This is a genomic window from Novosphingobium ginsenosidimutans, from assembly GCF_007954425.1.
Lineage (GTDB): Bacteria > Pseudomonadota > Alphaproteobacteria > Sphingomonadales > Sphingomonadaceae > Novosphingobium > Novosphingobium ginsenosidimutans.
Genome location: NZ_CP042345.1, coordinates 443,465 through 465,578, shown reverse-complemented (window position 1 = coordinate 465,578; position 22,114 = coordinate 443,465). Strand labels below are relative to the sequence as shown.

The window sequence follows — 22,114 nt, the reverse complement described above, 5'->3', positions numbered from 1 at the left end:
TGGCCATGGACAAGAACGACCTGCTCCCGATCGGCGAACTGGCGCGGCGCACGGGCCTCGCGGTTTCCGCAATCCGGTTCTACGAGGATAAGGGCCTGATCCAGGCGTTCCGAACCATGGGCAACCAGCGGCGCTTTTTGCGCAGCGATATCCGCCGGCTCAGCTTCATCCTGATCGCACAGAAACTGGGCCTCGGTCTGACCGAGATCGAAGCAGAACTCTCGCAGCTGCCGCAGGGCCGCACGCCCACCCTGTCAGACTGGCAGAAGCTCAGCCGCTCGGTCCGTGTCGCGCTCGATGCCAAGATCCAGCTGCTCACCCGCACCCGCGCCAAGCTCGATGAATGTATCGGCTGCGGCTGCCTTAGCCTCCAGCGCTGCCAGCTCTACAACAGGGATGATCGTGCGGGGGCAGGGGGCACGGGGCCGAGATATGTGCTGGAATAGCTACTCCGCCGCCAGCAGTTCTTCCGCGCCCTCAAGGTCGACGCTGACCAGGCGGCTCACCCCGCGCTCGACCATGGTCACGCCGAACAGGCGGTGCATGCGGCTCATCGTCACGGCGTTGTGGGTGACGATCAGGTAGCGAGTGTCGGTCTCCTTCACCATCGCGTCAAGCAAGTCGCAGAAGCGCTCGATATTGGCATCGTCTAGCGGCGCGTCGACTTCGTCGAGCACGCAGATCGGCGCCGGGTTGGTAAGGAACAGTGCGAAGATCAGCGCCACCGCCGTCAGAGCTTGTTCCCCGCCCGAGAGCAGGGTCAGCGAGGTCAGGCGCTTGCCCGGCGGCTGGGCGTAGATTTCGAGGCCAGCTTCAAGCGGATCGTCGCTGTCGACCAGTGCCAGGTGCGCCTGGCCGCCCTCGAACAGTTTGGAGAACAAGCGCTGGAAGTGGGTGTTGACCGCCTCGAAGGCGGCGCGCAACCGCTCGCGGCCCTCGCGGTTGAGGTTGCCGATCGAGCCGCGCAGGCGGTGCACCGCTTCGGTCAGTTCGGCCTGCTCGGCGATGCTGGAGGCGTGGCGCCCCTCAACTTCAGCGAGCTCTTCGGCCGCGACCAGGTTGACCGGGCCAAGCCGCTCGCGGTCTGCGACCAGCTTGTCATGCTCGGTGCTTTCCTGGCCTGAGGGGCCGACTTCGGCGGCGACGAATTCGAACCGTTCAGGCAGCAGCGGCGGCGGGCACTGGAAGCGCTCGCCAGAGATCGCGGCCATTTCCGCGCGGCGGCCTTCCTCGTTCTCGGCGCGGGCCGCTGCCCCGGCGCGGGCTTCGCGCGCGGAGGCGAGCGCTTCGTTGGCCTCGGCAAAGCGGTTCTCGATCCGGCGAGCGGCATCGCCCAGCTCGCTGACTTTGGCCTCGGCTGCAGCGAGTTCGCTGCCAAGGCGATTGCGCACTTCATCACCCGCTTCAATCTCGCGGATCAGGCTGGCGGGCTTCGCGGCCACGACGGCGCGTTCCTCGGCGATTTCCTCGGTGCGGCGGGTCATTTCGCTGAGGCGACTGGCGGCATCGCCGGCCCGGGTCTGCCAGCCCTTGATGTCGGCGCGCTGCGCATTGCAGCGTTCGCGCGCGACGGCCAAGCCCTGGTCATGCGAGGCCAGCGCAGCGGTGGCCGCCTGCAACCCCTGGCGCGATGCGTCATGGCGGGCCTGGGCCGCGGCAAGCTGGGCGCGGCCGGTGGCAGGATCAGGCAATTCGGCACGGCGCACTTCTGCGCCCGCCAGCTCGGCTTCGGCCTGCTTGCGTTGTTCGGCCAGATCGCCAGCCGCTTCGGCCAGTTCAGTGCGCCGCGCCTCGAGCCGGGCCCTGGCAGCCTCGGCCTGGTCGACGGCGCGCAGCGCGGCGCGCTCCTCTTCGGAAGCAGCGGCAAGAGCGCGTTCGGACGCAATCACCGCCAGTTGTAGCTCAGAGAGTTCAGCCTGTACCGCAGCAGCGCTGGTTTCGGCTGTCTCGACGGCAGCGCGCTTGTCGGGCAGTTCGGCCTCCAGCGCGGTCAGGCGGTTCTCGGCTTCCAGCCGCGCGGCCTCGGCGGCGCCTTCACCCTGGCTGACAAAGCCATCCCAGCGGCGGATCCGGCCGGCGCGGGTGACCAGCCATTCGCCGGGGCCCAGCGCGCGGCCATCGTCGCTTTCCGCCACATGGACCAGCGCAAGGCGGGCCTTGAGCTCGTCCGGGCACTGGGTGACGTGCGCGGCAAGGCTATCGGCGACCGGCTTGGGCGCGGCAGCGCCGGTCCAGAAGCGGCCATCCTCACCAGCGGGAGCCTGGCCCAGCGGCGCCTTGGCATCGCGGCCGAGCACGGCGGCAATCGCGCGCTCGTAACCCGGCGCGGCGCGCACCTGATCGAGCGCGACCGGCAGGCCGTGCTTGCCGCTGGCCTGCTTGGCGCGGGCATCGCGGTCACGCACCAGCGCCTGCCATTCGCGCTCTACCCCGGCAAGTTCGGCCTTGGCCGAGGCCACGGTCGATGATGCGGCATCGCGCGCGGACTGCAGCTCTGCCTTGCGTGCCTGCTGCCCTTCCAGCGCGGCGCGAGCGGCTACCAGCCGTTCGCCAGCCGCATCGCGTGCCCGTTCGGCTTCGGCCAGCGCGGCGAGCGGATCACCTTCGCGGGCGAGCGCGGCTTTCAGGTCTTCCTGCCGCCGCGCCTCGGCCTCAAGCCGCGACAGGCGCTGCTGGGCGGCGGCGACTTCGGCCTCGGCCACGCGCCATTCGGCCTCGACCCCTGCCTGGTCGGCGGTTGCCTTGGCCAGCGCGAGTTCGGCACCGCGCAGGTTGCGATCGGCATCGTCAAGCGCGGCGGCGATGAGCGGGCGGCGCCTTTCCTCAGCCTCGAGCCGCTCCTCACCCTCGGTCAGTTCGCGTTCCAGCCTGGCGAGGGCTTCGGCGGCATCGCGAGTCAGCCGGTCAGCATCGCCCTTGTCCGCTTCCAGCCGCGCTGCCTGCCGGTCGAGGTCGTTGAGTCGCTCTTCGGCCGCTTCAAGCTGGCTGGTCAGCGCGGCCATGCGGTGACCATGGGCCGTGGCGTCGTCGCGTCGGTCGGCCAGTTCATCGCGCGCTTCAGCAAGGGCAGAGGCTGCTTCGTGCTGGGCCTTCTGCGCCTCGGCCATGGCGGCCTGGGCGGCAGCAACGCGGGCTTCGGCAGCCTGGGCTTCGGCCCGGGCAGCTTCGGCCGCCGCTGCCGCATCGCGCCAGCGGGCATAGACCAGCCGCGCCTCGGCCAGCCGGATCTTGTCAGACAGCGCCTTGTAGCGTTCCGCCGCGCGGGCCTGGCGGCGCAAGGACCCGATCTGGGCGTCGAGCTGGCCCATCAGGTCTTCCAGCCGCGCCAGGTTTGCCTCGGTCGCGCGCAGCTTCTGCTCGGCATCCTTGCGGCGGACATGGAGACCGGCGATGCCCGCCGCCTCTTCCAGCATCATCCGCCGTTCGGCCGGCTTGGCGGCGATTACGGCAGCGATCTTGCCCTGGCTGACGAGGGCGGGGGAGTGGGCGCCGGTCGCCGCATCGGCGAAGACCAGCGCGACATCCTTGGCCCGCACGTCGCGGCCATTCACGCGGTAGGCGGAGCCGGCCCCGCGCTCGATCCGGCGGACAACTTCCAGATCGCTGTCATTGTCTCCGGCATCGGCGAGCAGCACGACTTCGGCGAAATCGCGTGGCGGGCGCTGGGCCGTGCCGGCGAAGATCACGTCTTCCATGCCCCCGCCGCGCATCGACTTGGGGCTGCTTTCGCCCATGACCCACCGGATCGCTTCGAGCAGGTTTGACTTGCCGCAGCCGTTGGGGCCGACCACGCCGGTCAGGCCCGGCTCGATATGCAGCTCAGCCGGCTCTACGAAGCTTTTGAAGCCCGACAGTTTAAGCCGCTTGATCCGCATCGTCTGGCCGGTCCCCCGCCTGGTCCCGGCTTAGCGGGCGCCAGCCTTTTCGAGCAGTACCTTCACGCCTTCCCAGGTGTTGGTGTCCAGCTTGGCGCCGTTGAGGAAGAAGGTCGGCGTGCCGGTGATGTTCAGCTCTTGGCCGGCCTTGTTGGTCGCCTCGACCAGCTTGGTGGCCTTCGCCGTGTCCGCCAGGCAGGCCTTGGCCTGATCGGCTGCAATCCCGCGCGAGGTGAAAAAGGTGTCCATGCCCCCAGCCTGGGCAATCGCGACAAAACGCTGCTCGGGTGGCAGCTGGCTGGCGGCCTGGAGCGCGGCTTCGTTCGATTGCAGGTTGGTGAACATGTTCTTCTGCCAGCCCCAGAACTGCTCGGCCAGCGGCAGGGTCGCCTCGGGCGAACCGCAAGTGGCGAGCAGGGTAGCCGGCACGTCGAGCGCGTTGAGCATGAAGAAGCGCACTTCATAGCTGACGCGCCCGCTGGCGATGAAATTGTCGCGCATTTCGGCGGCGCTCTTTTCGGCAAACTCGGCGCAGTGCGAGCAGCTCAGCGCGCCATATTCGACCAGCTTGATCGGGGCATCGGGATTGCCCATTCGGTAACCACCTTCGGGCGTCGCCGCATAGGTATCGGCCCAGCTGCCGCCGGCCGGCGGGGCAATCTTGGCAATTGCTTCGCCGCTGGTCGGCGCGGCGGCCGCGCCCTCTTCCTTCTTGCCGCAGGCGACCAGCGCCAGGGCCATGGTTGCAGCGACAAGTGCCTTGGGCGCGAAACCGAATTTTGCAGCAGTCATGATTCGCAAAAATCCTCTGGATTTGAGCCGCTAAAACTAGCCTAGCGGCCGGGGAGCGGGAAGGAGCGCCTGCATAGCCGACAGGCTTCTCCACAGGAGTCTCAGACAAAACCTTTCATCGCGCGGGCCAGCACTTCGCGGATCGCGGGCCAGGTGTTGACCGGCAGCAATTGCCCGTTGAGCTGGAAGGCCGGGGTGCCCTTGACCCCTTCGCTGTAAAAGGCGTTCTCGGTGCCCTTTTGCAGCTCTGCCACCAGCGCCTCATCGGCCAGGCACTTGTCAAGCTCGGGCCGCTTGTAGCCGCGCTTTTCCATCATCGCGTAAAGCCCAAGGTCTTCGGTCATGGCCTGGACGCGCTTGTTCCAGTCCGGGTCGGACCAGCGCTGCGCCTGGGCCCGGGTCGGGCTCCGTAGCCATTCGTGCTGGAACTTGAGCAGCTGAGTCGTGTTGCCGAAGAACTTCTCGGGCTTGCCGCAATAGGCGATCAGCGAGACCGTCTTGTCGATCTCGTTGAGGAAGAACGGGCGGATTTCATAGGCGACCGAGCCGGGCTTGATGAAGCGTTCGGTCAGTTCCTCGCCGCCCTGCATCTCGAAGATGCCGCAATGGGGGCAGGAGTAGGAGGCATATTCGATCAGCCGGATTGGCGCATGCGGATTGCCGCGAACGTGGTAGCCTTCCTTGCTGATCGTGACCGTGGCGGACCAGTCTGGTTCCTTCGGCTTGCTCGCGCCGGTCAGCAAGGTGGCGGCCGCAAGGGCAAGCAGGCCGGAGAACAAACCCCGCCGCCGCATTACATCCGCGCCTCGATCTGCGGCTGCAGCAGGCTCCAGCCATCGGTTCCGTAAAGCAACGCGCCGTCGATCGCGAAGCTGGGCGTGTGATCGACGCCCAGTTTCGAGGCGGCCTCGCTGCCAGCGGCCAGCCGCTGTGCCATGGCGCCATCGGCCAGGCAGCGATCAACCGTCACCCGGTCATAGCCGCGGGACGCCATGATCTCGTAGAAGCGGAAATCGGCGGCGATCGCGCGGGTCCGGGTAGGCAGTTCGCCGGTGGTCCAGCGCGCCTGCTGGGCCTTGCTGCTGCGGGCCAGGGTCTGGATCCACACCGGCTGGCTGCGCATGAAGGCGCTGTGGTTGAGCGGGAACCGGTCCTTCAGTCCGCAATTGGTTAGCATCGCCACGGTCAGGTCAATCGGATCGCGCACCACATGCTTTATCTCCACCGAAACCTTGCCGCTGCGGATGTATTTGAGCTTCAGCCCGGCATCGGATTCGAGTTCAAATTCGCGGCAATGCGGGCATGTATAGCTGACGAATGTGGTCAGCTTCACCTTGGCGGCCGGGTTGCCAAGGATCGTGCTTTGCTGCGGGGTCCGGGTCACGACCCGGTTCCAGTCCAGCGGCGGGCTGGCGCCCAGGGTCAGCGCGGCGGCGGTGAGCAGCAGGGCGGGGCGGAGCAGATGCTTCAAGATCACTTGTCCTCGTTGTTTTCACCCAGGCTGCGGGCCAGCGATTCGAGCACGGCGCGCAGTTCGGGATCGCCGATATCGCGCAAGGAATCGCCGAGTTCCATCGGAATCGGCTTGAGCGAGGGCGGCGCGGCGGGGCGGCGTTCTTCCGTTGGCGGCTTGACTATCCCCTGGCGCAGTTTGACCCGGGCAACCGCACTGTAGCCAAAGAAGCGGTTTACCCGATCGATGATCTCGGGCGTGACGTGGCTGATCAGCGGGGCGTGGGCGGGCAAGACCACCAGCTCAAGGATGCCGCTCGCCTTTTCGCCCGGCGGGAAGCGGATCGCTTCGGGGCTGCAGACCCGGGCGTGCTTGGCCCCGACGATTTCGGGCCAGCGGGTCACCACGCTCGACTGGACGAAGCCGAACCGGCGAAAGGCGGTGCGGCCCACTTCTGGCATCAGTTCGGAAACGCTGCGCGCCGCCCCGCCGCGGGGCCGTTCATAGGGGCGCGGCTTTGCTGCGGCCCCTTTTACGGGCTTTGTGCCTGGCTTCTTCGGGTCCCGTTCCATTGCATCGCTGGCAATGCCATAGCGCGGGAATGGATACCAGCACGGACACGATATCAGCCAGTCTATTGGCCTGGTATGAGGGCTTGGCGCGCGTGCTGCCTTGGCGCAGCCCGCCGGGCACGCCGCCGCCGGATCCGTATCGTGTCTGGCTGTCCGAAGTAATGCTACAGCAAACTACGGTTGCAGCAGTCGGTCCCTATTTCGCAAAGTTCCTGGCGCGCTGGCCAACTGTCAAGGAGCTTGCGGCCGCCGATGATGCCGAGGTGATGGCCGCCTGGGCAGGGCTGGGCTATTACGCCCGCGCCCGCAATCTGCTGGCCTGCGCCCGGGCCGTGGCGGCGCGCGGCGGCGCTTTTCCCGGCACCGAGGCGGAGCTGCGGGAACTGCCGGGGCTGGGCGCCTATACTGCTGCTGCTGTTGCCGCGATTGCGTTTGGGGAACGGGCCACAGTGGTGGATGCCAATGTCGAGCGGGTGGTGGCGCGGCTGTTTGCGATTGATGAACCGCTGCCCGCCGCGCGCAAGGCGATCCGGGCGCGGGCCGAGGAACTGACTCCGGCTGAGCGGCCCGGCGATTTCGCCCAGGCAATGATGGACCTCGGGGCAACGGTCTGCACCAACCGCAATCCGCGCTGCCTGCTTTGTCCGCTGGCCGCGAACTGCGCCGGGCGCCGCGCTGGTGCAGAGCGGTTTCCGGTCAAGCCAGCCAAGGCCGCCAAGGCGCAGCGCCGGGGCTGCGCCTTCTGGATCGAGCGGGGCGGTGCAGTCTGGCTTGTGCAGCGGCCGAACACGGGGATGCTGGGCGGGATGCGGGCCTTGCCTGATGATGGCTGGGCGGCCCGCAGCGATGGCTGCGGCGAAGGACCGTTGCCGGGGGAATGGCGCGCTGGCGGCGTGGTTCGGCACGCCTTCACCCATTTCGATCTCGATTTGCAATTGATGCTTTATTCGGGCGGCGATTTGGATAGGCTGGCGTCTGACAATGGCGAATGGTGGCCGCTGGACCGGATCGATGAAGCCGGCCTGCCCACCCTGTTCGCCAAGGCAGCGCGGCTGGCGCTGGCTGAACGAGAAACGGGAGAATGACCTTGCATCACCACGACGCCATCGCGCTTTCGCGCCGGAACCTGCTGCGCTCTAGCGTTCTGCTGGGGGCAGGAGCCGCCGTCGGTGCCCTGCCGTTCGGCAGCCAGCTGGCCCATGCCGCCGCGGCCGTGGGCTTTGAAACCCGCTGGCCCAAGGTTACGGCCATGCTCGACAAGTACGTCAGCCAAAAGAAGGTCGCGGGCATGGTCGCGGCGCTTGGCTGGGGGGAAAAGGACCCGGGCTTCATCGTGCGCGGCAAGGAGGCTTTCGACGATCCTGATAGCGCGGGCGAAAACAGCCTGTTCCGCGCCTATTCGCAGACCAAGCCGGTGACCGGCATGGCGGCAATGATGCTGATCGACGATCGCAAGCTGAAGCTGGACCAGCCGGTGGCAGACTTCATCCCCGAATTTGCCAATATGCGGGTGGCGATTGATCCGAAGAACAGCCTGGAATCGCGTCCGGCGCAGAACCAGATAACCGTCCGCCACCTGCTGACGCATACGGCCGGCCTGGGCTATGCCGGCGTTGGCAAGGAAAAGGTCAGCGCCGAGCTACTGCGCCTTGGCGTGACCCCGGCGGTGCTGACTCGGATGAAGATTCCCGGCCTGCCGGTCAGCCCGCCAACCCCGGGCCCGGACGAGTTCGTCAAGCTGGCCGCCACCGTGCCGCTGGTCTCCGAACCCGGCACTGAATGGCACTATTCGATGGGCCTCGACGTGCTGGGCGTGGTGATCCAGCGCGCTTCGGGGGCCAAGAGCTTCGAGGCTTTCCTGCAAGAGCGGATGTTCGATCCGATCGGCATGAAGAGCAGCTATTTCCAGGTGCCCGCGAGCGAAGTGCATCGCCTGACCGCCAATTACGGCCTGATGGGCGGTTTTCCGCTGCCGATCGATCTGAGCAAGAACTCGATCTACTTGGACCGCCCGGCCTTCGCTTTTGGTGGTTCGGGCCTGGTCTGCTCGCCGGCGGACTATGACCGCTTCCTCAAGATGATCGCCAATGGCGGTCTTGTCGGCACCCGGCGGGTGATGGGCGCGGCGTCGGTCGCGCTGGGCGTCAGCAATCTGCTGCCCGACGGGGTCGAGACCAAGGGCACCTTTATTGAAGGTGCGGGCAACGGCGCGGGTGGTCGTTCGGGCATGGGGCGCGATGCCGGGACTTTCGGCTGGGGCGGCGCGGCCGGGACAGTCGGCTTCGTCAATGTCCGGATGGGCCTGCGCGCCGGGGTCTATACCCAGTACATGCCGTCCGAAGCCCTGCCGATCCACGCCGAGTTCCCGCAGACGGTTCTGGCCGATCTGGCTGCGATGCGCGGCGCATGAAGGCGCCGATCGCCTTTGCCGGTTCACCGATCGACCGGGCCGACCACATCCGCGCCAATCCCGAAGAGCTGGCGGCCCTGACGAACTGGCGCGCGCGGCTGCTTAAGCTGGATGGCCTGGCGCCGGTCTATACCGATGAGGGCGCGCTGGAATGGGGCACGTTGGCGGATGCCGATCCGGACGCGGAACTGGTGTTCCTGGGGCTGATGGATGGCAAGGCCTGCTTCGCCGCCGTGCCCGATGAAGGCGCGACCGGGCCAGCCTATGCCAACCCTTCGATCTGGGCCGCCATGTCGGCGCTCGATCCGGGCGAACTGGCGCTTTATGGCGGCGCGCGCAGCCTGGTCGATTGGCACGCCCGGCACCGCTTCTGCGCACGGTGCGGCGGCGCGACCCAGGTCAGCAAGGGTGGCTGGCAGCGCAACTGCGACAGCTGCAAGGCCCAGCACTTCCCTCGCACCGATCCGGTCACGATCATGCTGATCGAACACAAGGGCCACCTGCTGATGGGCCGCCAGCCGCGCTTTCCGGCGCGGATCTATTCGGCGCTGGCGGGCTTTGTCGAACCCGGCGAAACGATCGAGGAAGCCGTGGCGCGTGAAAGCTTCGAAGAAGCCGGCGTGCGGGTGCGCGACGTGTCTTATGTCGCCAGCCAGCCGTGGCCGTTCCCCTCGCAGCTGATGATCGGGTGCCACGCCTTCACCGATGATCCGGAGCTGGCAGTTGACTTCACCGAGCTTGAAGAAGCGCGCTGGTTCACCCGCGAGGAACTGGAAGCCGCGCGTGCCGCCGGTCCTGATGGTACCGACACGCTGATCTTCCCGCGGCCCTTCGCCATTGCCCACAACCTGCTAGTCTGGTGGCTCGACAAATGACCCAGCCCGCTAAAGTCACGATCGACATCTGGTCTGATGTGATGTGCCCATGGTGCATCATCGGCTATTCACAGCTCAAGAAGGGCCTGGCAGCGCTGGAGGGCGAGGTTGAGGCCCAGGTCCGCTGGCATGCCTTCCAGCTCAATCCCGATATGCCGCCAGAGGGCGAGGAACAGCAGGCGCACCTTGCCCGCAAATATGGCCGCACGCCCGACCAGATGGCCGCAGCGCGCGGACAGATGAAGGAGATCGGCGCCCGGGCCGGCTATTCGTTCGACTATACGGGTGAGGGTGAGGCACCGCAGGCGCGGCTGTGGAACACGCTGCGCGCGCACCAGCTGCTGCTGTGGACGCTGGCGCAGCACGGGCCGGAAAAGCAGACCGAGCTGAAACTGGCGCTGTTCGATGCGCACTTCCAGCAGCGCCGCAATGTCTCTGACCCTGCCGTGCTGCTAGATGTGGCGGAAGCTGTCGGGATTGATCGAGACGCCGCTGCGGCCGCGCTCGACAACACGGTGCTGGCCCAGCAGGCGCAGGAAGAACAGCGCATGGCCTATGATATGAACGTCAGCGGCGTGCCGGCGATGCTGATCAACGGCAAGTTCCTGATCCCCGGCGCGCAGGAGCCCGAGACCTATGCCAATGCCCTGCGCCGCGTGGTCACGCGCGAGGCTGAGCTGGCGGCGCGGGCAGGATGATGCCCGACTATTCTGGCCAGGTCGCGGTGATCACCGGCGGGGCCGGGGGGATCGGCGGGGCCCTTGGCAAGGCGCTCGAAGCGGCAGGCGCGCAGGTCCTGCTGGCCGATCGTGAAGCGGCGGACGGAATCGTTGCCTGCGACGTAGCGAACCTGGAAGAGGTCGAAGCTTTGGCTGAGCTGGCCTGGCAGCGCTTTGGGCGGGTTGACCTGCTGGTCAACAACGCCGGGATTTCCGGCGGCGGTGGGCGCTTGTGGAAGGCCGACATTGCCGCCGCCCGCCGCGTGTTCGAGGTCAATTTCTGGGGCGTCTGGCACGGCTGCGCGGCCTTTGCCCCGCGCATGGCGGCGCAGGACCACCCCTCGGCGATCTACAACGTGGCTTCCGAAAACGCGCTGTTCTGCGCGGTCCCGCGTTCAGCCGCCTACATCGCCTCAAAGCACGCGGTGCTGGGCCTGACCGAAAGCCTGCGCGAGGACCTGCCCGAGCATGTTCATGCCGGCACGATCATCCCCGGCTGGGTCCTTTCCGGCCTGACCAGCGAGGGCGGGCGCGATCAGGCCATGCCGGCCGAGCGCTATGCCGAGATCATCCTGCCGCAGCTGGCCGCACGCGAGCGGTTCGTGGTCAGCCACGCCTACAACGTGGTGCCGATGACCGAGCGGACCGCTGCGCTGGAAGCGGCCTTTGCCCGTTATGCCCCGCGCTATGACGGCGATGAGGAGCACGACGTGCGCGCCTATATCGCCCGCCTGCGCGGCGGTTAGGTAAGCTCCAGGGCGGAAAATAGGCCCTCGGCCAGCCAGCTGGCAAACCACGCTCCGAATTGCGGAAGGCCGTCCGCACCAACGCGCGCAGCCACTTCGCCAAAGCTCTCCCCGCCCGCCAGAGCTACGAGCGCGGTACCTTCAGCCGGGTCAAGCAGCCGGTAGTGCGGCGACAGGTCCTGGCGCCAGACGATCAGCCAGCCTGATTCCGGCAGCCTTGCCGGGGCGCTCGCCGCCGCCTCGTCTCGCAGCAGCGGCCACAAGGTCACCACATCGAAGTTCACCTGGCGCGCCGCAAAGCCCGGCGCCGGGATGAAGCGCAGCCGCGCCCAATCGTCTTCGGACAAGCTGGCCTCGGCCAAGTCCGCAGCAGTCAGGACTGGCGCATTGCGGGCGGCAAACGCCTGTTGCAGCTGCCATTCGAGCCAGGCCAGCTCTGCCACTTCGGGATCTTCGGCAAACAGGGTTCCGAGCAGATCCGGAAAAGCTTCCCCAAACAGATCGAGCGTCCAGCGATGCGGCGGATTGGTCAGGATGTAATGGGCGGCGGCCTGTTCAAAGGCCTCCTCGCCGACCCAGCGTTTGGTCCGCTCGAAGCCCGATGCCAGCGCATCGCTCAACCGGCCGCGATAGGCGTTGCGGTAGATCGCCATGCCAGCGGACGAGGGCGGCAGCGCGTCATCGGCAGCAATCTCGGCCAGGAAGGCGCGTTGCAGGACTGCCAGGGTCATGCCGGCACGCGCTCCGCCAGACAGCGCGCCTGGGCGAGCTCGGCCAACAGGTCCGCCAGTGGCGGAACCTGGTCATCGCGTTCGATCATGGTCGCAACCGGACCAAGGTGGTCAACCGCAGAGGCATAGAGCTGCCAGACCGGGTCAGGCACGGGCGCATCGTGGGTGTCGATCAGCATGCCCTCTGGACCTTGGCTATGCCCGGCGAGGTGGATCTGGCGGACGCGGCCTGTCGGGATCCCGCTCAGGAATTCGAGCGGATCGAAGCCGTGGTTGACGCTGGAAACGAAGACGTTGTTCACGTCGAGCAGCAGGTAGCAGCCGGTTGAAGCGCTCAGTTCGGCCAAAAACTGCCATTCGGTAAGAGTGCTGTCCGGGAAGCGCACATAGCTTGACGGGTTCTCGATCAGCAGCGGCCGCTCCAGCGCGTCCTGCGCGATGGTCAGGTTGCGGATGCAGCGCGCCAGCGCTTCTGCGGTATAGGGGACCGGCAGCAGATCGTGCGAATTGTGGCCGCCAAACCCGGTCCAGCAGAGATGGTCGGAGACCCACAGCGGGTCGATCCGCCGGGCCAGCGTCTTGAGCTCGGCCAGATAGGCGCGGTCCGGCTCCTGGTCCGCGCCGAGCGACATCGAAACGCCGTGCAGGATCACCGGATAGCGTTCGCGCACGGCTTCCAGCGTGGCCAGCGGGCGGCCGCCACAGGCCATGAAATTCTCGGAAATGACCTCGACGAAGTCGACCGGCTGCGGCGCGGTCAGGAACGCTTCGTGGTGTTCCTTGCGCAGACCCAGGCCAAAGCCGGAGAAGGGCGGGATGGTGCCGGTCATCGCTGTTGAACCATTGCGCGAGGAAAGGGGTGGGCCCGGCCGGGAGGGGGGTGAGGGCAGCGGCCGGGCCCGGGGGAGGGATCAGCCCAGATCGCCGATCGTGCCGCCGCGCTTCAGGCATTCGCCGGCCTTCATGGCCTTGAAGCCGTGGCCCTTACAGCCGTTCATGCCCTTGCATTCGTGTTCGGTGGTCTTGCAGTCAGCCGTGCCCTTGCAGGTGTTGACGCCGTAGCAGTGGACGGTGTCAGCATCGGCGAGCGCCTTGCCCGAGCTGCCGGCCGGGGCGGGGGCAGCGTTGGCAGCGGCGGCGAGGACGAAAGCGGCGGCGAGCGAAGCAAGCGCCGAAGCGGTCTTGGCAGTGTGCATGTCGGGGAACTCCAATTGAGGGTCGTGCCAGGTCGGCATCTGGCCATTCGCCGCCGCTGCCGATCGGGTTACAGCCGGACGGCGCATTTTTCTTTTTAGGGCTGGCTGTAACCGCTCGGCGCGGGCTGCCGAATGGGGGAAGGACAACGCCAACCGGCGCTGCCCCGCATTACAGGAGTTGCCCCCATGAACCGCTCGACCGTCTCGATTTCCGCCCTGGCTGCCCTCGCCGTCCTCACCGCCACCAGCGCCGCGCAGGCGCAGAGCAAGCCCGCTAAGGCGACCGAAAAGTGCTACGGCGTAGCCAAGGCCGGCAAGAATGACTGCGCCGCCGGCCCCGGCACCAGCTGCGCCGGCACCTCGACCCGCGATTACCAGGGCAATGCCTGGAAGCTGGTTCCCAAGGGCACCTGCCTCAAGACGAAAACCCCCAAGGGCTTCGGTTCGCTGGAACCGCGTCCGTGACACTGCTGTCCGGGTTGATCCAGCGCTATGACAGCCTGACCGCGACGCTGGCCGGCAAGGTGCCCGATGGCGTGCTGCTGGCCTTCGTACGGGTCGTGCTGGCCGGGATCTTTTGGCGTTCCGGGCAGACCAAGGTAGAGGAGGGCACCTGGTTCCAGGTGACCGAGACGACCTATGAGCTGTTCCGGACCGAATATGCCGGCGTCCCGCTGCCGCCCGAATTCGCGGCGCTGGCCGCCACGGCGGCGGAGCATGTCTTTCCCGCCTTGCTGGTGGCCGGGCTATTCACGCGGCTGTCCGCGCTCGGCCTGCTGGGCATGACGCTGACGATCCAGTTCTTCGTCTATCCGGAGGCCTGGTGGCCGGTTCATTCACTGTGGGCCGCGCTCGCCCTGGTGCTGGTGCTGCGCGGCGGCGGCTGGCTCAGCCTTGATGCACTGCTGGCGCGAGGACGCTGTTGACGGCCGACGAAGCCACCCTGGCCCGGCTCGCCGCGCTGGCCCAGCACGGCGACCGGACGGCCTATGCCGCGCTGCTGCAGGCCGCGCGGGATTGGCTGCTGCGCTATTTGCGGCGGCGGGTGAACCCGTGCGAATTGGATGACCTTGTCCAGGAAACGCTGCTCAGCCTGCACCGCAAGCTGGCCAGCTACGATCCGGGACGTCCGTTCCTGCCCTGGCTGGCGGCGATTGCCCGCTACAAATTTGTCGACCACCTTCGCCTGGCCTACCGCCGCGCTGAGGACGAACTGAGCGACGAGCAGTTGCCCGCAGTCGATGCCGAACCGGCGATTACTGCCCGGATCAGCCTTGACCGGCTGTTCGAGGAATTGCCCCCGGCGCAGTGCCGGGCGATCGAACTGGTCAAGATCGAAGGCCGTTCGATCAGCGAGGCCAGCGCTGCCACGGGGCAGAGCGAATCGCTGATCAAGGTCAACATTCACCGCGGCCTCAAGCGGCTGGCTGCCCTGATCGAGAATTGAGAAGAACCATCATGACACGCAGTACTGATTCCCTGATCGAAGCGCTGGCGCAGGACCTGGCCCCGGTCCGTCCGCTCCGCCGCTGGCGTGGCATGGCCGGCGCCCTGCTCGGCCTGGCGGCAGGCGTCCTGCTGCTGCTGGGCCTGTTCGGGATCCGCTCTGACCTCCTCGCCGCGCGCCCCGATCCGGTCGGGGTGGTTTCGGCCGGCGTATTCCTGGTCCTGACCCTGGCCTCGGCCTGGGCGGCGATCGATTCGGCCCGACCTGCGGTCGGCGCAAGGCGCGATGGCTGGGCCTGGAGCCTCGCTGCCGCCGCAGTTCTGCCGTTAGGGGCGCTGTTCCTGATCGTGACCGGCCTGCTGCATGGCAACGCATCGCCGCTGCGCGACAATGGCCGCGATTGCATTACCTTTGGCCTGTTCGCCGGGCTGTTTACCGCCGCGATCCTGACGGCCTGGCTGCGCCGCGGCGCGCCGGTGCGGCTGGGCCAAGCCGGGTTGCTGACGGGATTGAGTGCGGGCAGCGCAGGTATCTTCGCGGTCTCGCTCTATTGCCCGCATACCGACATGGTCCACATCGGCATCTGGCACGGACTGGCGGTAGCGATCGCCGCCGTGCTGGGCCGGCTGATCGTGCCGCCGCTGCTGCGCTGGTAGGCTCTAGACGAGGCCCAGCCGGGCCAGATCGGCGGCGATGTGGCCTGGCAGGACCTCGCCGCTGTCTTCATCGCTGCCAAGATCGCGCGGGGCATCGGCGTCCTCAAGATAGCGCCAGCCCTGGTGGGCGCGCTTGGGACGCGGCAGCACGTCAATCAGCTTGGCGGCAATGACGATGTTGGTCCGCCCGCCCTCGGCCTCTTCAAACCGCAGTATCGGGCTGCGCATGACGAGCTGGTGCTTGAAGATCCAGAACAGCGAGCCGCCTGGCACGATTTCCTCGTGCCGCTTGGGCAGATAGCGCGTGGTCAGCCGCGCCTCGGCGCCGCGGGTTGCGAACCAGCTGCGCATTTCCTCAAGCGACTGCGCCCCGTAGGCCACTTTGGTCAGGTGAAGCGGCATGGCTCAGCCCACCAATCCTGAGGCCACCGCCAATCCCAGGAAGGCGAAGAAGCCCATCGAATCGGTGATCATGGTGACAAAGACCGAGCTTGCCACGGCCGGGTCCTGGCCCAGGCGGTCGAGCGTAACCGGCACGACCACCCCGGCGAGGCCCGCGGTGATGATGTTGACCACCACGGCCGTGCCGATCACGACACCAAGCAGCGGGTTCGAGAAGACCAGTGCGGTCGCGACGCCGATCAACGTGGCGACAGTCACCCCGTTGAGCACGGCGACGCGGAATTCGCGCAACAGGATGCGGGTGGTGTTCGTGCGGGTCAGCTGATTGGTTGCGAGCGCGCGGACGGCGACGGCCATCGTTTGCGTCCCGGCATTGCCACCGATCGAGGCCACCATCGGCGATAGTGCGGCGAGTGCGACCAGCTTTTCGATCGCCCCGCCGAAACTGCTGATGATCGTTGCGCCAAGCAGCGCGGTCGCGAGGTTGGCGATCAGCCAGCGGACGCGCGCGACATAGGAATCGCGGATCGGCTCGTTGATATCGCCTTCGCCGGCGCCAGACAGCAGCAGCACGTCTTCGCCGGCTTCTTCCTGGATGATGTGGACCACGTCATCGACCGTGATCTGGCCGACGAGGCGGCCATCGGCATCGACCACGGCGGCCGAGATCAGGGCATATTTCTGGAACCGCAGCGCCACCTCTTCCTGATCCATGGTCACCGGGATCAGGGTCTGGTCGCGCTGCATCACGTCGGTCAGCGCGATCGACCGGGGAGTGCGCAAGATCCAGCTCAAGGCGCAGGTACCGACCGGGTGGAACCGCGCGTCGACAATGAACACTTCCCAGAACTCGTTGGCCAGATCGCGTCCGTCGCGCAAGAAATCGATCAGGTCACCGACGGTCATGTGTTCGGGCACCGCGACGAAATCGCGGCTCATCAGGCGGCCGGCGGACTCTTCCGGATAGGACAGCGCGGTCTCGATCGCCGCGCGGTCCTCGGGCTCCATTTCGGCGAGGACAGCCTGCTGGTCTTCCTCGTCGAGGTCTTCCAGCATGGCGACGGCGTCGTCGGTGTCGAGCTGTTCGGCAATATCCGCGACGGTTTCGGCCGGAAGCTGTTCGACGATGTCCTCGCGGACATAGTCGTTCAGCTCGGCATAGACCTCGCTGCCCATCAGGTCGCTGATGGCAATGGCCAGCGCCGGGCGTTCGTCGGAATCGAGCAGTTCGAACAGGTCGGCGATGTCGGCCGGGTGGAGCCCTTCGACCAAGCCATAGACCGCGTCGTTCTCGCCCGCTTCCAGCCCGTCGCGGACGCGGCGGACGAATTCAGGCTTGAGTGTATTTTCGGCGTCCAGGCTGTCGCTTTCGTGCGCCGGCTCGGCCGCGGCAGCGGCGCCTTCGAGCAGGTCTGGGTCGAGCTTGTCCACGGTCATGACCGGGCCGGTCTAGGCGCGTTGCCGGCATTTGCAACCCGGCCTTCGGCTTGATGCGTGACTTTGTCCCAACCGGCCCTATATCGGCTGCGAAAACCTAATGGAGACTACCATGGCCGAAACCCTCACCCTGTCGCTCGATAGCGGCGATGTCGTCATCAAGCTGCGTCCGGACCTTGCGCCAGGCCACGTCGAACGGATCGTCGAGCTGGCCCAAGAAGGCTTCTATGACGGGGTGAAGTTTCACCGCGTGATCCCGGGCTTCATGGCCCAGGGCGGCTGCCCCAACGGAACCGGCATGGGCGGTTCGGATAAGCCGGACCTGCAGGCCGAATTCAATAATGAACCCCATGTGCGCGGCGTCTGCTCGATGGCCCGCACCAGCTATCCGCATTCGGCCAACAGCCAGTTCTTTATCTGCTTCGACGATGCGACCTTCCTCGACAAGCAGTACACCGTCTGGGGCCAGGTGATCGAAGGCATGGAACATGTCGACGCCCTGCCCAAGGGCGAACCGCCGGCCAATCCCGGCGTGATCCGCAAGGCGACTGTCGCCTAAGACGCGGGCTTTGGCGCCGGCGGGTCAGCGATCCGCCGCGCGCTGAGGATCTTTACCGGCGGCTCCAGCATCTGGCCCTTGAGCGGCCCCTCGCCCTTGATGGGTGAGAGCGGCGCATCCCAGATCTTGCGCACCACATCCATCCCCTGCGTGACCCGGCCAAAGGCGGCAAAACCGGCCTGGGCTTCAGGTTCGGCCGCCTTGGGATCGGCATCCAGGCTGGGCAGGTCCGACAGCAGGATCGACCAGTCGGCCGTTGCCGTGCCGGGCGCATGGCGCGCCATCGAGATTGTGCCGGCCTTGTGATTGATCCCGGTCAGGCTGGTCGGCTCATGCGCGATCGGTTTGAGCACCTTCAGCGGATGGCCCTGCAAGCCGCCCTGGATCAGGCCATTGGGCTGGTCGCCCCAAGGGAGCCGCATCGAGCGGTAAAACACGATCCCATCGAACTTCTTGAGATCGACATAGCGCACGAAGTTCTGCGTGGTGATCGGCGCACGCTTGTTATCGAGCTCTAGCTCGATCATGCCCAGTTCGGTCACCAGCGCGATCTTGACCGTGTCGCCCAGCGGCGGAGCCGGCTTGGCAGCGACGGGGCGCTTGGCCGGGGCCTTCTTGGGCGGCGCGGCGGCCGCCAGCACGAAGAGGGCAGGAATGGCGAGCAGGGCGAATCGACGGTTCATGGGCTGATGCTGCCTGATTACAGCCCGGTTTTCACCACCCAGTCGTGGAAGATCCGCACTGCCCGCACGTCCAGCGCGTGCGGCTTGCAGATGAACCAGTAGGAATAGGGGCTCTTGACCTCGATATCGTAGAGGTTGGCCAGGCGGCCATCCTGCGCGCGGTCGAAATGGGCATCATGCATGATCGCGATGCCCAGGCCTTGGGCCGCAGCCTCGAGGATCAGCTGTCCCGAATCGTAATGGTCGATCGCCGCCGGCTCCAGATCGGGCAGGCCGATCGCCTGCTTCCAGGCGATGAAGCTGTCGGGCAGCTCGTTGTGGATCAGGAAGGTCTGGCGCGACAGGGTTTCGCGATCGGGCACCGGTCCGATCTCGTCGGCCAGGACCTTGGAAGTGATCGCATAGACCTTATTGTGATCGAGCTGGACCGCATGGAACGAAGGGTCCGGCTGGGGCGACAGGATGAAGGCCGCATCGAGCGTGTCACCGACCCGGTGATCAAGATGCGGGCTGGTGTCGAAGTCGATATGCAGCCGCGGTTGGGCCTTGCGCAGTTCGGGCAGGCGCGGGAACAGCCGCTGGCTGCCGAACAGCGGCAGGACGCCTAGGCGCAGGCGCAGCACGCGGCTGTCCTCAACCTGGCCCTCGACTGCCGCCGCAAGTTCGTCGAACTTGGGTGCTACCGCGTTGTAGAAGGTGCTGCCATCGTCAGTCAGCTTCATCGCCTGGTGCTGGCGCGTGAACAGCCGCTTGCCGATAAAGTCTTCCAGGGCTGACACCCGGCGCGAGAGCGCCGAGGGGCTCAGGCCAAGCTCATCGGCCGCCGCGCGGGCAGAGCCAAGCCGGACGATCCGCACAAACGCTTCGATCGCGCGCAGAGGGGGCAGACGGCGAATGGCCAAGGGTTACTCTTCGGATTCGTCCTGGGGAGAGGGCGGATGCAGGCGCAGACGGGTAACATGCTTTTCATTGCCTGCAATCACTTCCAGCCGCCAACCGCTGGGATGCTCGAGGATTGACCCGACTGGCGGCACCGCCTCGGCCAGCAGGAAGGCAAGGCCGCCAAGCGTATCGACGTCTTCCTCAACCTCAGCCAGGCGGCGGTCGATCGCTGCGGCCACGTCTTCCAGCTCCGCCCGGGCATCAGCTTCCCACATGCCGTTTTCAAGCCGGGTCAGCAGTTCCTCGGGCGCGTCATCGTGTTCGTCCTCGATCTCGCCGACGATTTCTTCGACCAGGTCCTCGATGGTGATGATCCCGTCGGTGCCCGAGTATTCGTCGATCACCACGGCCAGGTGGACGCGGCTGGCGCGCATGTCGTTCAGCACGTCCAGCGCCCCGCGCGCCTGCGGGACATAAAGCGGCTGGCGCAGCAGGCTGGTCCAGTCTTTGGGCGGCTTGCCGCTGGCCAGATGCTTGAACACATCCTTGATCAGGACCATGCCGACGATCTCGTCCAGCGTGTCGCGATAAACAGGCATGCGCGAATGGCCATGGTCGGCAAAGGCCGCAACAACGTCTTCCCAGCTGGCGGTTTCAGGTACGGCGACGATCTCGCCGCGCGGAATCGCGACATCGTCAGCATCGTGCTCGCTGAAGTGGAGCAGATTGCGGAGCATCTCGCGCTCCAGCGCGGAGAGGTCGCCGTTGCGGACCGAGCCGCCGTCGTCCTCGTGCTCGTCGATCGCTTCTTCCAGCTGGGCGCGCAGCGATTGCTCGCCGCCGCCGTCAACCCGCTCAAACCAGCGCTTGATCGCGCGCCAGGTGGAGCGCCTAGACTCCCCTTCTCCGGATGGGCCCTCGGCCATGGTACCTGTCAGTCCCCTTTTGGCGATCCGGTCACTGGATCGCGATCGCCATATGGGTCGGCAATGCCCATCAACGCAAGAGCCTTGATTTCCAGTGCTTCCATCGCCGCGGCGTCTTCGTCGGAGTGAACATGGTCGTGGCCCGCCAGATGGAGCAGGCCATGAACAACCAGATGGGCGGCATGGTGTTCCAGCGGCACGCCCTTGTCCGCGGCCTCGCGCGCGCAGGTTTCGAGCGCCAGGGCGATGTCGCCCAGCAGTTCGGGCGGGCCTTCAGGGCTGAGCGCCAGCAGGCCTTCGCGCTCCAGCATGGGGAAGGACAGCACGTTGGTCGGCTTGTCCTTGCCGCGCCATTCGCGGTTGAGTTCGTGCACTTCGGCATCGTCGGAGAACAGCAAGCTGGCGGACAGGCGCGGGTTGGCCAGTTCGGGAGCCACCTGGCTCAGCGCGGCAAGGGCGCGCCCGGCCACGGCTTCCCAGTTCGGGGGTGTGGGCCAACCGGCTTCGATCGCGATTTCCAGTTCCAAACCAGTCTCCGTCACCCCGGACCTGATCCGGGGTCCCGCTTTTCAAGCCCGACATCAAGGGGAAGCGGGACCCCGGGTCAAGCCCGGGGTGACGAGGAACGGCCGACTGACCTACCCATGCTGCCCCTCATAGGCATCGACAATCCGCCCGACGATCGGGTGGCGGACCACGTCGGCGCTGGTGAAGCGGGTAACGGCTATCCCTTCGATGCCCTCCAGCCGGGCGACGGCGTCGTTAAGGCCGCTCATCTGCGGTCCGCCGGGGATATCGACCTGGTTGGGGTCGCCGCAGATCACCATGCGGCTGTTCTGGCCGAAGCGGGTGAGGAACATCTTCATCTGCGCGGGCGTCGTGTTCTGCGCCTCGTCAAGGATGATGAAGCTTTCGGCCAGGGTTCGCCCGCGCATGAAGGCGATCGGCGCGATTTCGATCTCGCCCGAGGCGAGCCGGCGCTCGACCTGCTCGGGCGGCATGCAATCGTAAAGCGCGTCATAGAGCGGGCGCAGATAAGGATCGACCTTGTCCTTCATGTCGCCCGGCAGGAAACCTAGCCGTTCCCCTGCTTCCACCGCCGGCCGGCTCAGGATCAGGCGCTGGACGGAACCAGTGATCAACTGGGAGACCGCCTGAGCCACCGCGACATAGGTCTTGCCGGTACCGGCCGGCCCGAGTGCGAAGATCACGTCGCGGCTGGCCAGCGCCTTCATGTATTCGATCTGGGTCGCGCTGCGCGGGACGATCGTTTTCTTGCGGGTGCGGATCATCACTGAGGGGGCGCCGGTATCGCCCGAGACGATTCCTTCCAGCGTCGGTTCAGCCGACATCATGATGATCGATTCGACCGCACCGGGATCAAGCTCCTGCCCGTTCATCAGCCGCTGGTGCATGGTCTTCAGCACGTCGCGCGCACGGGCCACGCTTTCTTCCGGTCCTTCGATCTGGGCACGATTGCCGCGCGCAGAGATGAACACGCCGAGCCGGTTTTCGATCTGCACCAGGTTGGCGTCGAACTGCCCGAACAGCGCCCCCAGGATCGTGGCTTCGTCAAATTCCATCTCCGTCCGGGCACGGCGGGGCTGGATGCGGGTTTGCCCGAAGACATCGCGGTCATCGTGGGCGCGGGCAGGTTTGCGAGCCATAAAGTGGGCGGGGCGCTCCTTTCAGTGCAGCCGGACTGGCTGATTCGAAGCTTAGGCGCAGGCGTGCCGCGCGCAAGCGACACTGG

26 protein-coding genes are annotated in these 22,114 nt (G+C 66.5%); 11 read left to right on the top strand and 15 right to left on the bottom strand.

The window, feature by feature from the left end; genetic code table 11:
* Positions 1-5: 5 nt before the first annotated feature.
* Entirely contained in the window at positions 6-446 is a 441-nt protein-coding gene (soxR, locus tag FRF71_RS02265; protein ID WP_147089033.1) for a redox-sensitive transcriptional activator SoxR, read from the top strand.
* On the opposite strand, the gene smc is transcribed toward soxR, so the two are convergent.
* The 5 genes from smc to FRF71_RS02240 all read right to left on the bottom strand — a co-directional run bounded on the left by smc (position 447) and on the right by FRF71_RS02240 (position 6,692).
* A complete protein-coding gene (smc, locus tag FRF71_RS02260; RefSeq protein ID WP_147089032.1) occupies positions 447-3,875 on the bottom strand; it encodes a chromosome segregation protein SMC in 3,429 nt (1,142 codons plus the stop codon). It abuts the gene before it with no gap.
* A gap of 30 nt (positions 3,876-3,905) precedes the next feature.
* Positions 3,906-4,667 (bottom strand): thioredoxin domain-containing protein, encoded by a 762-nt coding sequence (locus FRF71_RS02255; protein ID WP_147089031.1) that lies wholly within the window; start codon positions 4,665-4,667, stop codon positions 3,906-3,908.
* Positions 4,668-4,768: 101 nt separating this feature from the next.
* Positions 4,769-5,461, bottom strand: coding sequence for a thioredoxin domain-containing protein (locus FRF71_RS02250; protein WP_147089030.1), 693 nt, complete (start codon positions 5,459-5,461; stop codon positions 4,769-4,771).
* On the bottom strand, positions 5,461-6,138 hold the full coding sequence (locus FRF71_RS02245) for a DsbA family protein (protein ID WP_161597866.1): 678 nt from the start codon (positions 6,136-6,138) through the stop codon (positions 5,461-5,463). The genes FRF71_RS02250 and FRF71_RS02245 overlap by 1 nt, the downstream gene beginning before the upstream one ends.
* 2 nt (positions 6,139-6,140) lie before the next feature.
* On the bottom strand, positions 6,141-6,692 hold the full coding sequence (locus FRF71_RS02240) for a DUF721 domain-containing protein (RefSeq protein WP_147089028.1): 552 nt from the start codon (positions 6,690-6,692) through the stop codon (positions 6,141-6,143).
* A gap of 29 nt (positions 6,693-6,721) precedes the next feature.
* Here FRF71_RS02240 and FRF71_RS02235 point away from each other — a divergent pair, with 29 nt between their 5' ends.
* Genes FRF71_RS02235 through FRF71_RS02215 form a run of 5 tightly spaced genes read left to right on the top strand, consistent with a single transcriptional unit; the run spans position 6,722 to position 11,442 of the window.
* On the top strand, positions 6,722-7,777 hold the full coding sequence (locus tag FRF71_RS02235; RefSeq protein ID WP_147089027.1) for an A/G-specific adenine glycosylase: 1,056 nt from the start codon (positions 6,722-6,724) through the stop codon (positions 7,775-7,777).
* On the top strand, positions 7,774-9,102 hold the full coding sequence (locus FRF71_RS02230; protein ID WP_147089026.1) for a serine hydrolase domain-containing protein: 1,329 nt from the start codon (positions 7,774-7,776) through the stop codon (positions 9,100-9,102). Before FRF71_RS02235 ends, FRF71_RS02230 begins: the two co-directional genes overlap by 4 nt.
* The gene (nudC, locus tag FRF71_RS02225; protein WP_147089025.1) at positions 9,099-9,977 is read left to right on the top strand and encodes an NAD(+) diphosphatase; all 879 of its coding nucleotides are present in this window, start codon (positions 9,099-9,101) and stop codon (positions 9,975-9,977) included. Before FRF71_RS02230 ends, nudC begins: the two co-directional genes overlap by 4 nt.
* Complete coding sequence (locus FRF71_RS02220) at positions 9,974-10,675, top strand: DsbA family oxidoreductase (RefSeq protein ID WP_147089024.1); 702 nt, start codon at positions 9,974-9,976, stop codon at positions 10,673-10,675. The genes nudC and FRF71_RS02220 overlap by 4 nt, the downstream gene beginning before the upstream one ends.
* Positions 10,675-11,442, top strand: coding sequence for an SDR family NAD(P)-dependent oxidoreductase (locus FRF71_RS02215; protein WP_147091491.1), 768 nt, complete (start codon positions 10,675-10,677; stop codon positions 11,440-11,442). The genes FRF71_RS02220 and FRF71_RS02215 overlap by 1 nt, the downstream gene beginning before the upstream one ends.
* Here the strand turns inward: FRF71_RS02215 and FRF71_RS02210 are convergent.
* The 3 genes from FRF71_RS02210 to bufA2 form a co-directional block, all read right to left on the bottom strand.
* On the bottom strand, positions 11,439-12,173 hold the full coding sequence (locus FRF71_RS02210) for an HvfC/BufC family peptide modification chaperone (RefSeq protein WP_147089023.1): 735 nt from the start codon (positions 12,171-12,173) through the stop codon (positions 11,439-11,441). The two genes, FRF71_RS02215 and FRF71_RS02210, sit on opposite strands and share 4 nt — an antisense overlap.
* Positions 12,170-13,003, bottom strand: a complete 834-nt coding sequence (gene bufB / locus FRF71_RS02205; protein ID WP_147089022.1) for an MNIO family bufferin maturase — start codon at positions 13,001-13,003, stop codon at positions 12,170-12,172. The genes FRF71_RS02210 and bufB overlap by 4 nt, the downstream gene beginning before the upstream one ends.
* Positions 13,004-13,084: 81 nt before the next feature.
* On the bottom strand, positions 13,085-13,369 hold the full coding sequence (bufA2, locus tag FRF71_RS02200; RefSeq protein WP_147089021.1) for a BufA2 family periplasmic bufferin-type metallophore: 285 nt from the start codon (positions 13,367-13,369) through the stop codon (positions 13,085-13,087).
* A gap of 186 nt (positions 13,370-13,555) precedes the next feature.
* Between bufA2 and FRF71_RS02195 the strand changes: the two genes are divergently transcribed.
* From FRF71_RS02195 to FRF71_RS02180, 4 genes are read left to right on the top strand one after another with little or no spacing between them, the layout of a single operon-like run.
* Positions 13,556-13,834, top strand: coding sequence for a BufA1 family periplasmic bufferin-type metallophore (locus FRF71_RS02195; protein WP_147089020.1), 279 nt, complete (start codon positions 13,556-13,558; stop codon positions 13,832-13,834).
* The gene (locus tag FRF71_RS02190; protein ID WP_337678494.1) at positions 13,831-14,295 is read left to right on the top strand and encodes a DoxX family protein; all 465 of its coding nucleotides are present in this window, start codon (positions 13,831-13,833) and stop codon (positions 14,293-14,295) included. Before FRF71_RS02195 ends, FRF71_RS02190 begins: the two co-directional genes overlap by 4 nt.
* Entirely contained in the window at positions 14,292-14,816 is a 525-nt protein-coding gene (locus FRF71_RS02185; protein ID WP_147089019.1) for a sigma-70 family RNA polymerase sigma factor, read from the top strand. Before FRF71_RS02190 ends, FRF71_RS02185 begins: the two co-directional genes overlap by 4 nt.
* Positions 14,817-14,827: 11 nt before the next feature.
* Positions 14,828-15,472 carry an NrsF family protein gene (locus FRF71_RS02180; protein WP_147089018.1) on the top strand — a complete coding sequence of 215 codons (645 nt, stop codon included), beginning with the start codon at positions 14,828-14,830 and terminating at the stop codon, positions 15,470-15,472.
* 3 nt (positions 15,473-15,475) lie between these two features.
* Here the strand turns inward: FRF71_RS02180 and FRF71_RS02175 are convergent, their stop codons facing one another.
* Together FRF71_RS02175 and mgtE are read right to left on the bottom strand one after the other, a co-directional pair.
* Complete coding sequence (locus tag FRF71_RS02175) at positions 15,476-15,874, bottom strand: DUF1489 family protein (protein ID WP_147089017.1); 399 nt, start codon at positions 15,872-15,874, stop codon at positions 15,476-15,478.
* 3 nt (positions 15,875-15,877) lie between these two features.
* Positions 15,878-17,311: a magnesium transporter gene (gene mgtE, locus FRF71_RS02170; RefSeq protein ID WP_147089016.1), complete on the bottom strand. Its 1,434-nt coding sequence runs from the start codon at positions 17,309-17,311 to the stop codon at positions 15,878-15,880.
* 112 nt (positions 17,312-17,423) lie between these two features.
* On the opposite strand from mgtE, the gene FRF71_RS02165 reads away from it, so the two are divergent.
* Entirely contained in the window at positions 17,424-17,870 is a 447-nt protein-coding gene (locus FRF71_RS02165; RefSeq protein WP_147089015.1) for a peptidylprolyl isomerase, read from the top strand.
* On the opposite strand, the gene FRF71_RS02160 is transcribed toward FRF71_RS02165, so the two are convergent.
* The 5 genes from FRF71_RS02160 to FRF71_RS02140 all read right to left on the bottom strand — a co-directional run bounded on the left by FRF71_RS02160 (position 17,867) and on the right by FRF71_RS02140 (position 22,028).
* Complete coding sequence (locus FRF71_RS02160; RefSeq protein ID WP_147089014.1) at positions 17,867-18,553, bottom strand: peptidylprolyl isomerase; 687 nt, start codon at positions 18,551-18,553, stop codon at positions 17,867-17,869. The two genes, FRF71_RS02165 and FRF71_RS02160, sit on opposite strands and share 4 nt — an antisense overlap.
* A 17-nt stretch (positions 18,554-18,570) precedes the next feature.
* Positions 18,571-19,455: a LysR substrate-binding domain-containing protein gene (locus FRF71_RS02155; RefSeq protein WP_147089013.1), complete on the bottom strand. Its 885-nt coding sequence runs from the start codon at positions 19,453-19,455 to the stop codon at positions 18,571-18,573.
* Between the two features lie 3 nt (positions 19,456-19,458).
* A complete protein-coding gene (locus FRF71_RS02150; protein WP_147089012.1) occupies positions 19,459-20,361 on the bottom strand; it encodes a hemolysin family protein in 903 nt (300 codons plus the stop codon).
* Between the two features lie 8 nt (positions 20,362-20,369).
* Positions 20,370-20,888, bottom strand: a complete 519-nt coding sequence (gene ybeY / locus FRF71_RS02145) for an rRNA maturation RNase YbeY (protein ID WP_147089011.1) — start codon at positions 20,886-20,888, stop codon at positions 20,370-20,372.
* Positions 20,889-20,999: 111 nt separating this feature from the next.
* Positions 21,000-22,028, bottom strand: a complete 1,029-nt coding sequence (locus FRF71_RS02140) for a PhoH family protein (protein WP_147089010.1) — start codon at positions 22,026-22,028, stop codon at positions 21,000-21,002.
* Between the last annotated feature and the right edge of the window lie 86 nt (positions 22,029-22,114).

Excerpts from the sequence above, each read along its gene's own strand:
- bufA2 (WP_147089021.1), bottom strand. The coding sequence starts at position 13,369 with ATGCACACTGCCAAGACCGCTTCGGCGCTTGCTTCGCTCGCCGCCGCT.
- nudC (WP_147089025.1), top strand. The coding sequence starts at position 9,099 with ATGAAGGCGCCGATCGCCTTTGCCGGTTCACCGATCGACCGGGCCGAC.
- FRF71_RS02235 (WP_147089027.1), top strand. The coding sequence starts at position 6,722 with ATGGATACCAGCACGGACACGATATCAGCCAGTCTATTGGCCTGGTAT.
- mgtE (WP_147089016.1), bottom strand. The coding sequence starts at position 17,311 with ATGACCGTGGACAAGCTCGACCCAGACCTGCTCGAAGGCGCCGCTGCC.
- soxR (WP_147089033.1), top strand. The coding sequence starts at position 6 with ATGGACAAGAACGACCTGCTCCCGATCGGCGAACTGGCGCGGCGCACG.
- FRF71_RS02180 (WP_147089018.1), top strand. The coding sequence starts at position 14,828 with ATGACACGCAGTACTGATTCCCTGATCGAAGCGCTGGCGCAGGACCTG.
- FRF71_RS02210 (WP_147089023.1), bottom strand. The coding sequence starts at position 12,173 with ATGACCCTGGCAGTCCTGCAACGCGCCTTCCTGGCCGAGATTGCTGCC.
- FRF71_RS02140 (WP_147089010.1), bottom strand. The coding sequence starts at position 22,028 with ATGGCTCGCAAACCTGCCCGCGCCCACGATGACCGCGATGTCTTCGGG.
- FRF71_RS02175 (WP_147089017.1), bottom strand. The coding sequence starts at position 15,874 with ATGCCGCTTCACCTGACCAAAGTGGCCTACGGGGCGCAGTCGCTTGAG.
- FRF71_RS02150 (WP_147089012.1), bottom strand. The coding sequence starts at position 20,361 with ATGGCCGAGGGCCCATCCGGAGAAGGGGAGTCTAGGCGCTCCACCTGG.
- smc (WP_147089032.1), bottom strand. The coding sequence starts at position 3,875 with ATGCGGATCAAGCGGCTTAAACTGTCGGGCTTCAAAAGCTTCGTAGAG.
- FRF71_RS02250 (WP_147089030.1), bottom strand. The coding sequence starts at position 5,461 with ATGCGGCGGCGGGGTTTGTTCTCCGGCCTGCTTGCCCTTGCGGCCGCC.
- FRF71_RS02255 (WP_147089031.1), bottom strand. The coding sequence starts at position 4,667 with ATGACTGCTGCAAAATTCGGTTTCGCGCCCAAGGCACTTGTCGCTGCA.
- FRF71_RS02160 (WP_147089014.1), bottom strand. The coding sequence starts at position 18,553 with ATGAACCGTCGATTCGCCCTGCTCGCCATTCCTGCCCTCTTCGTGCTG.
- FRF71_RS02195 (WP_147089020.1), top strand. The coding sequence starts at position 13,556 with ATGAACCGCTCGACCGTCTCGATTTCCGCCCTGGCTGCCCTCGCCGTC.
- FRF71_RS02230 (WP_147089026.1), top strand. The coding sequence starts at position 7,774 with ATGACCTTGCATCACCACGACGCCATCGCGCTTTCGCGCCGGAACCTG.
- FRF71_RS02240 (WP_147089028.1), bottom strand. The coding sequence starts at position 6,692 with ATGGAACGGGACCCGAAGAAGCCAGGCACAAAGCCCGTAAAAGGGGCC.
- FRF71_RS02165 (WP_147089015.1), top strand. The coding sequence starts at position 17,424 with ATGGCCGAAACCCTCACCCTGTCGCTCGATAGCGGCGATGTCGTCATC.
- FRF71_RS02220 (WP_147089024.1), top strand. The coding sequence starts at position 9,974 with ATGACCCAGCCCGCTAAAGTCACGATCGACATCTGGTCTGATGTGATG.
- FRF71_RS02215 (WP_147091491.1), top strand. The coding sequence starts at position 10,675 with ATGCCCGACTATTCTGGCCAGGTCGCGGTGATCACCGGCGGGGCCGGG.
- bufB (WP_147089022.1), bottom strand. The coding sequence starts at position 13,003 with ATGACCGGCACCATCCCGCCCTTCTCCGGCTTTGGCCTGGGTCTGCGC.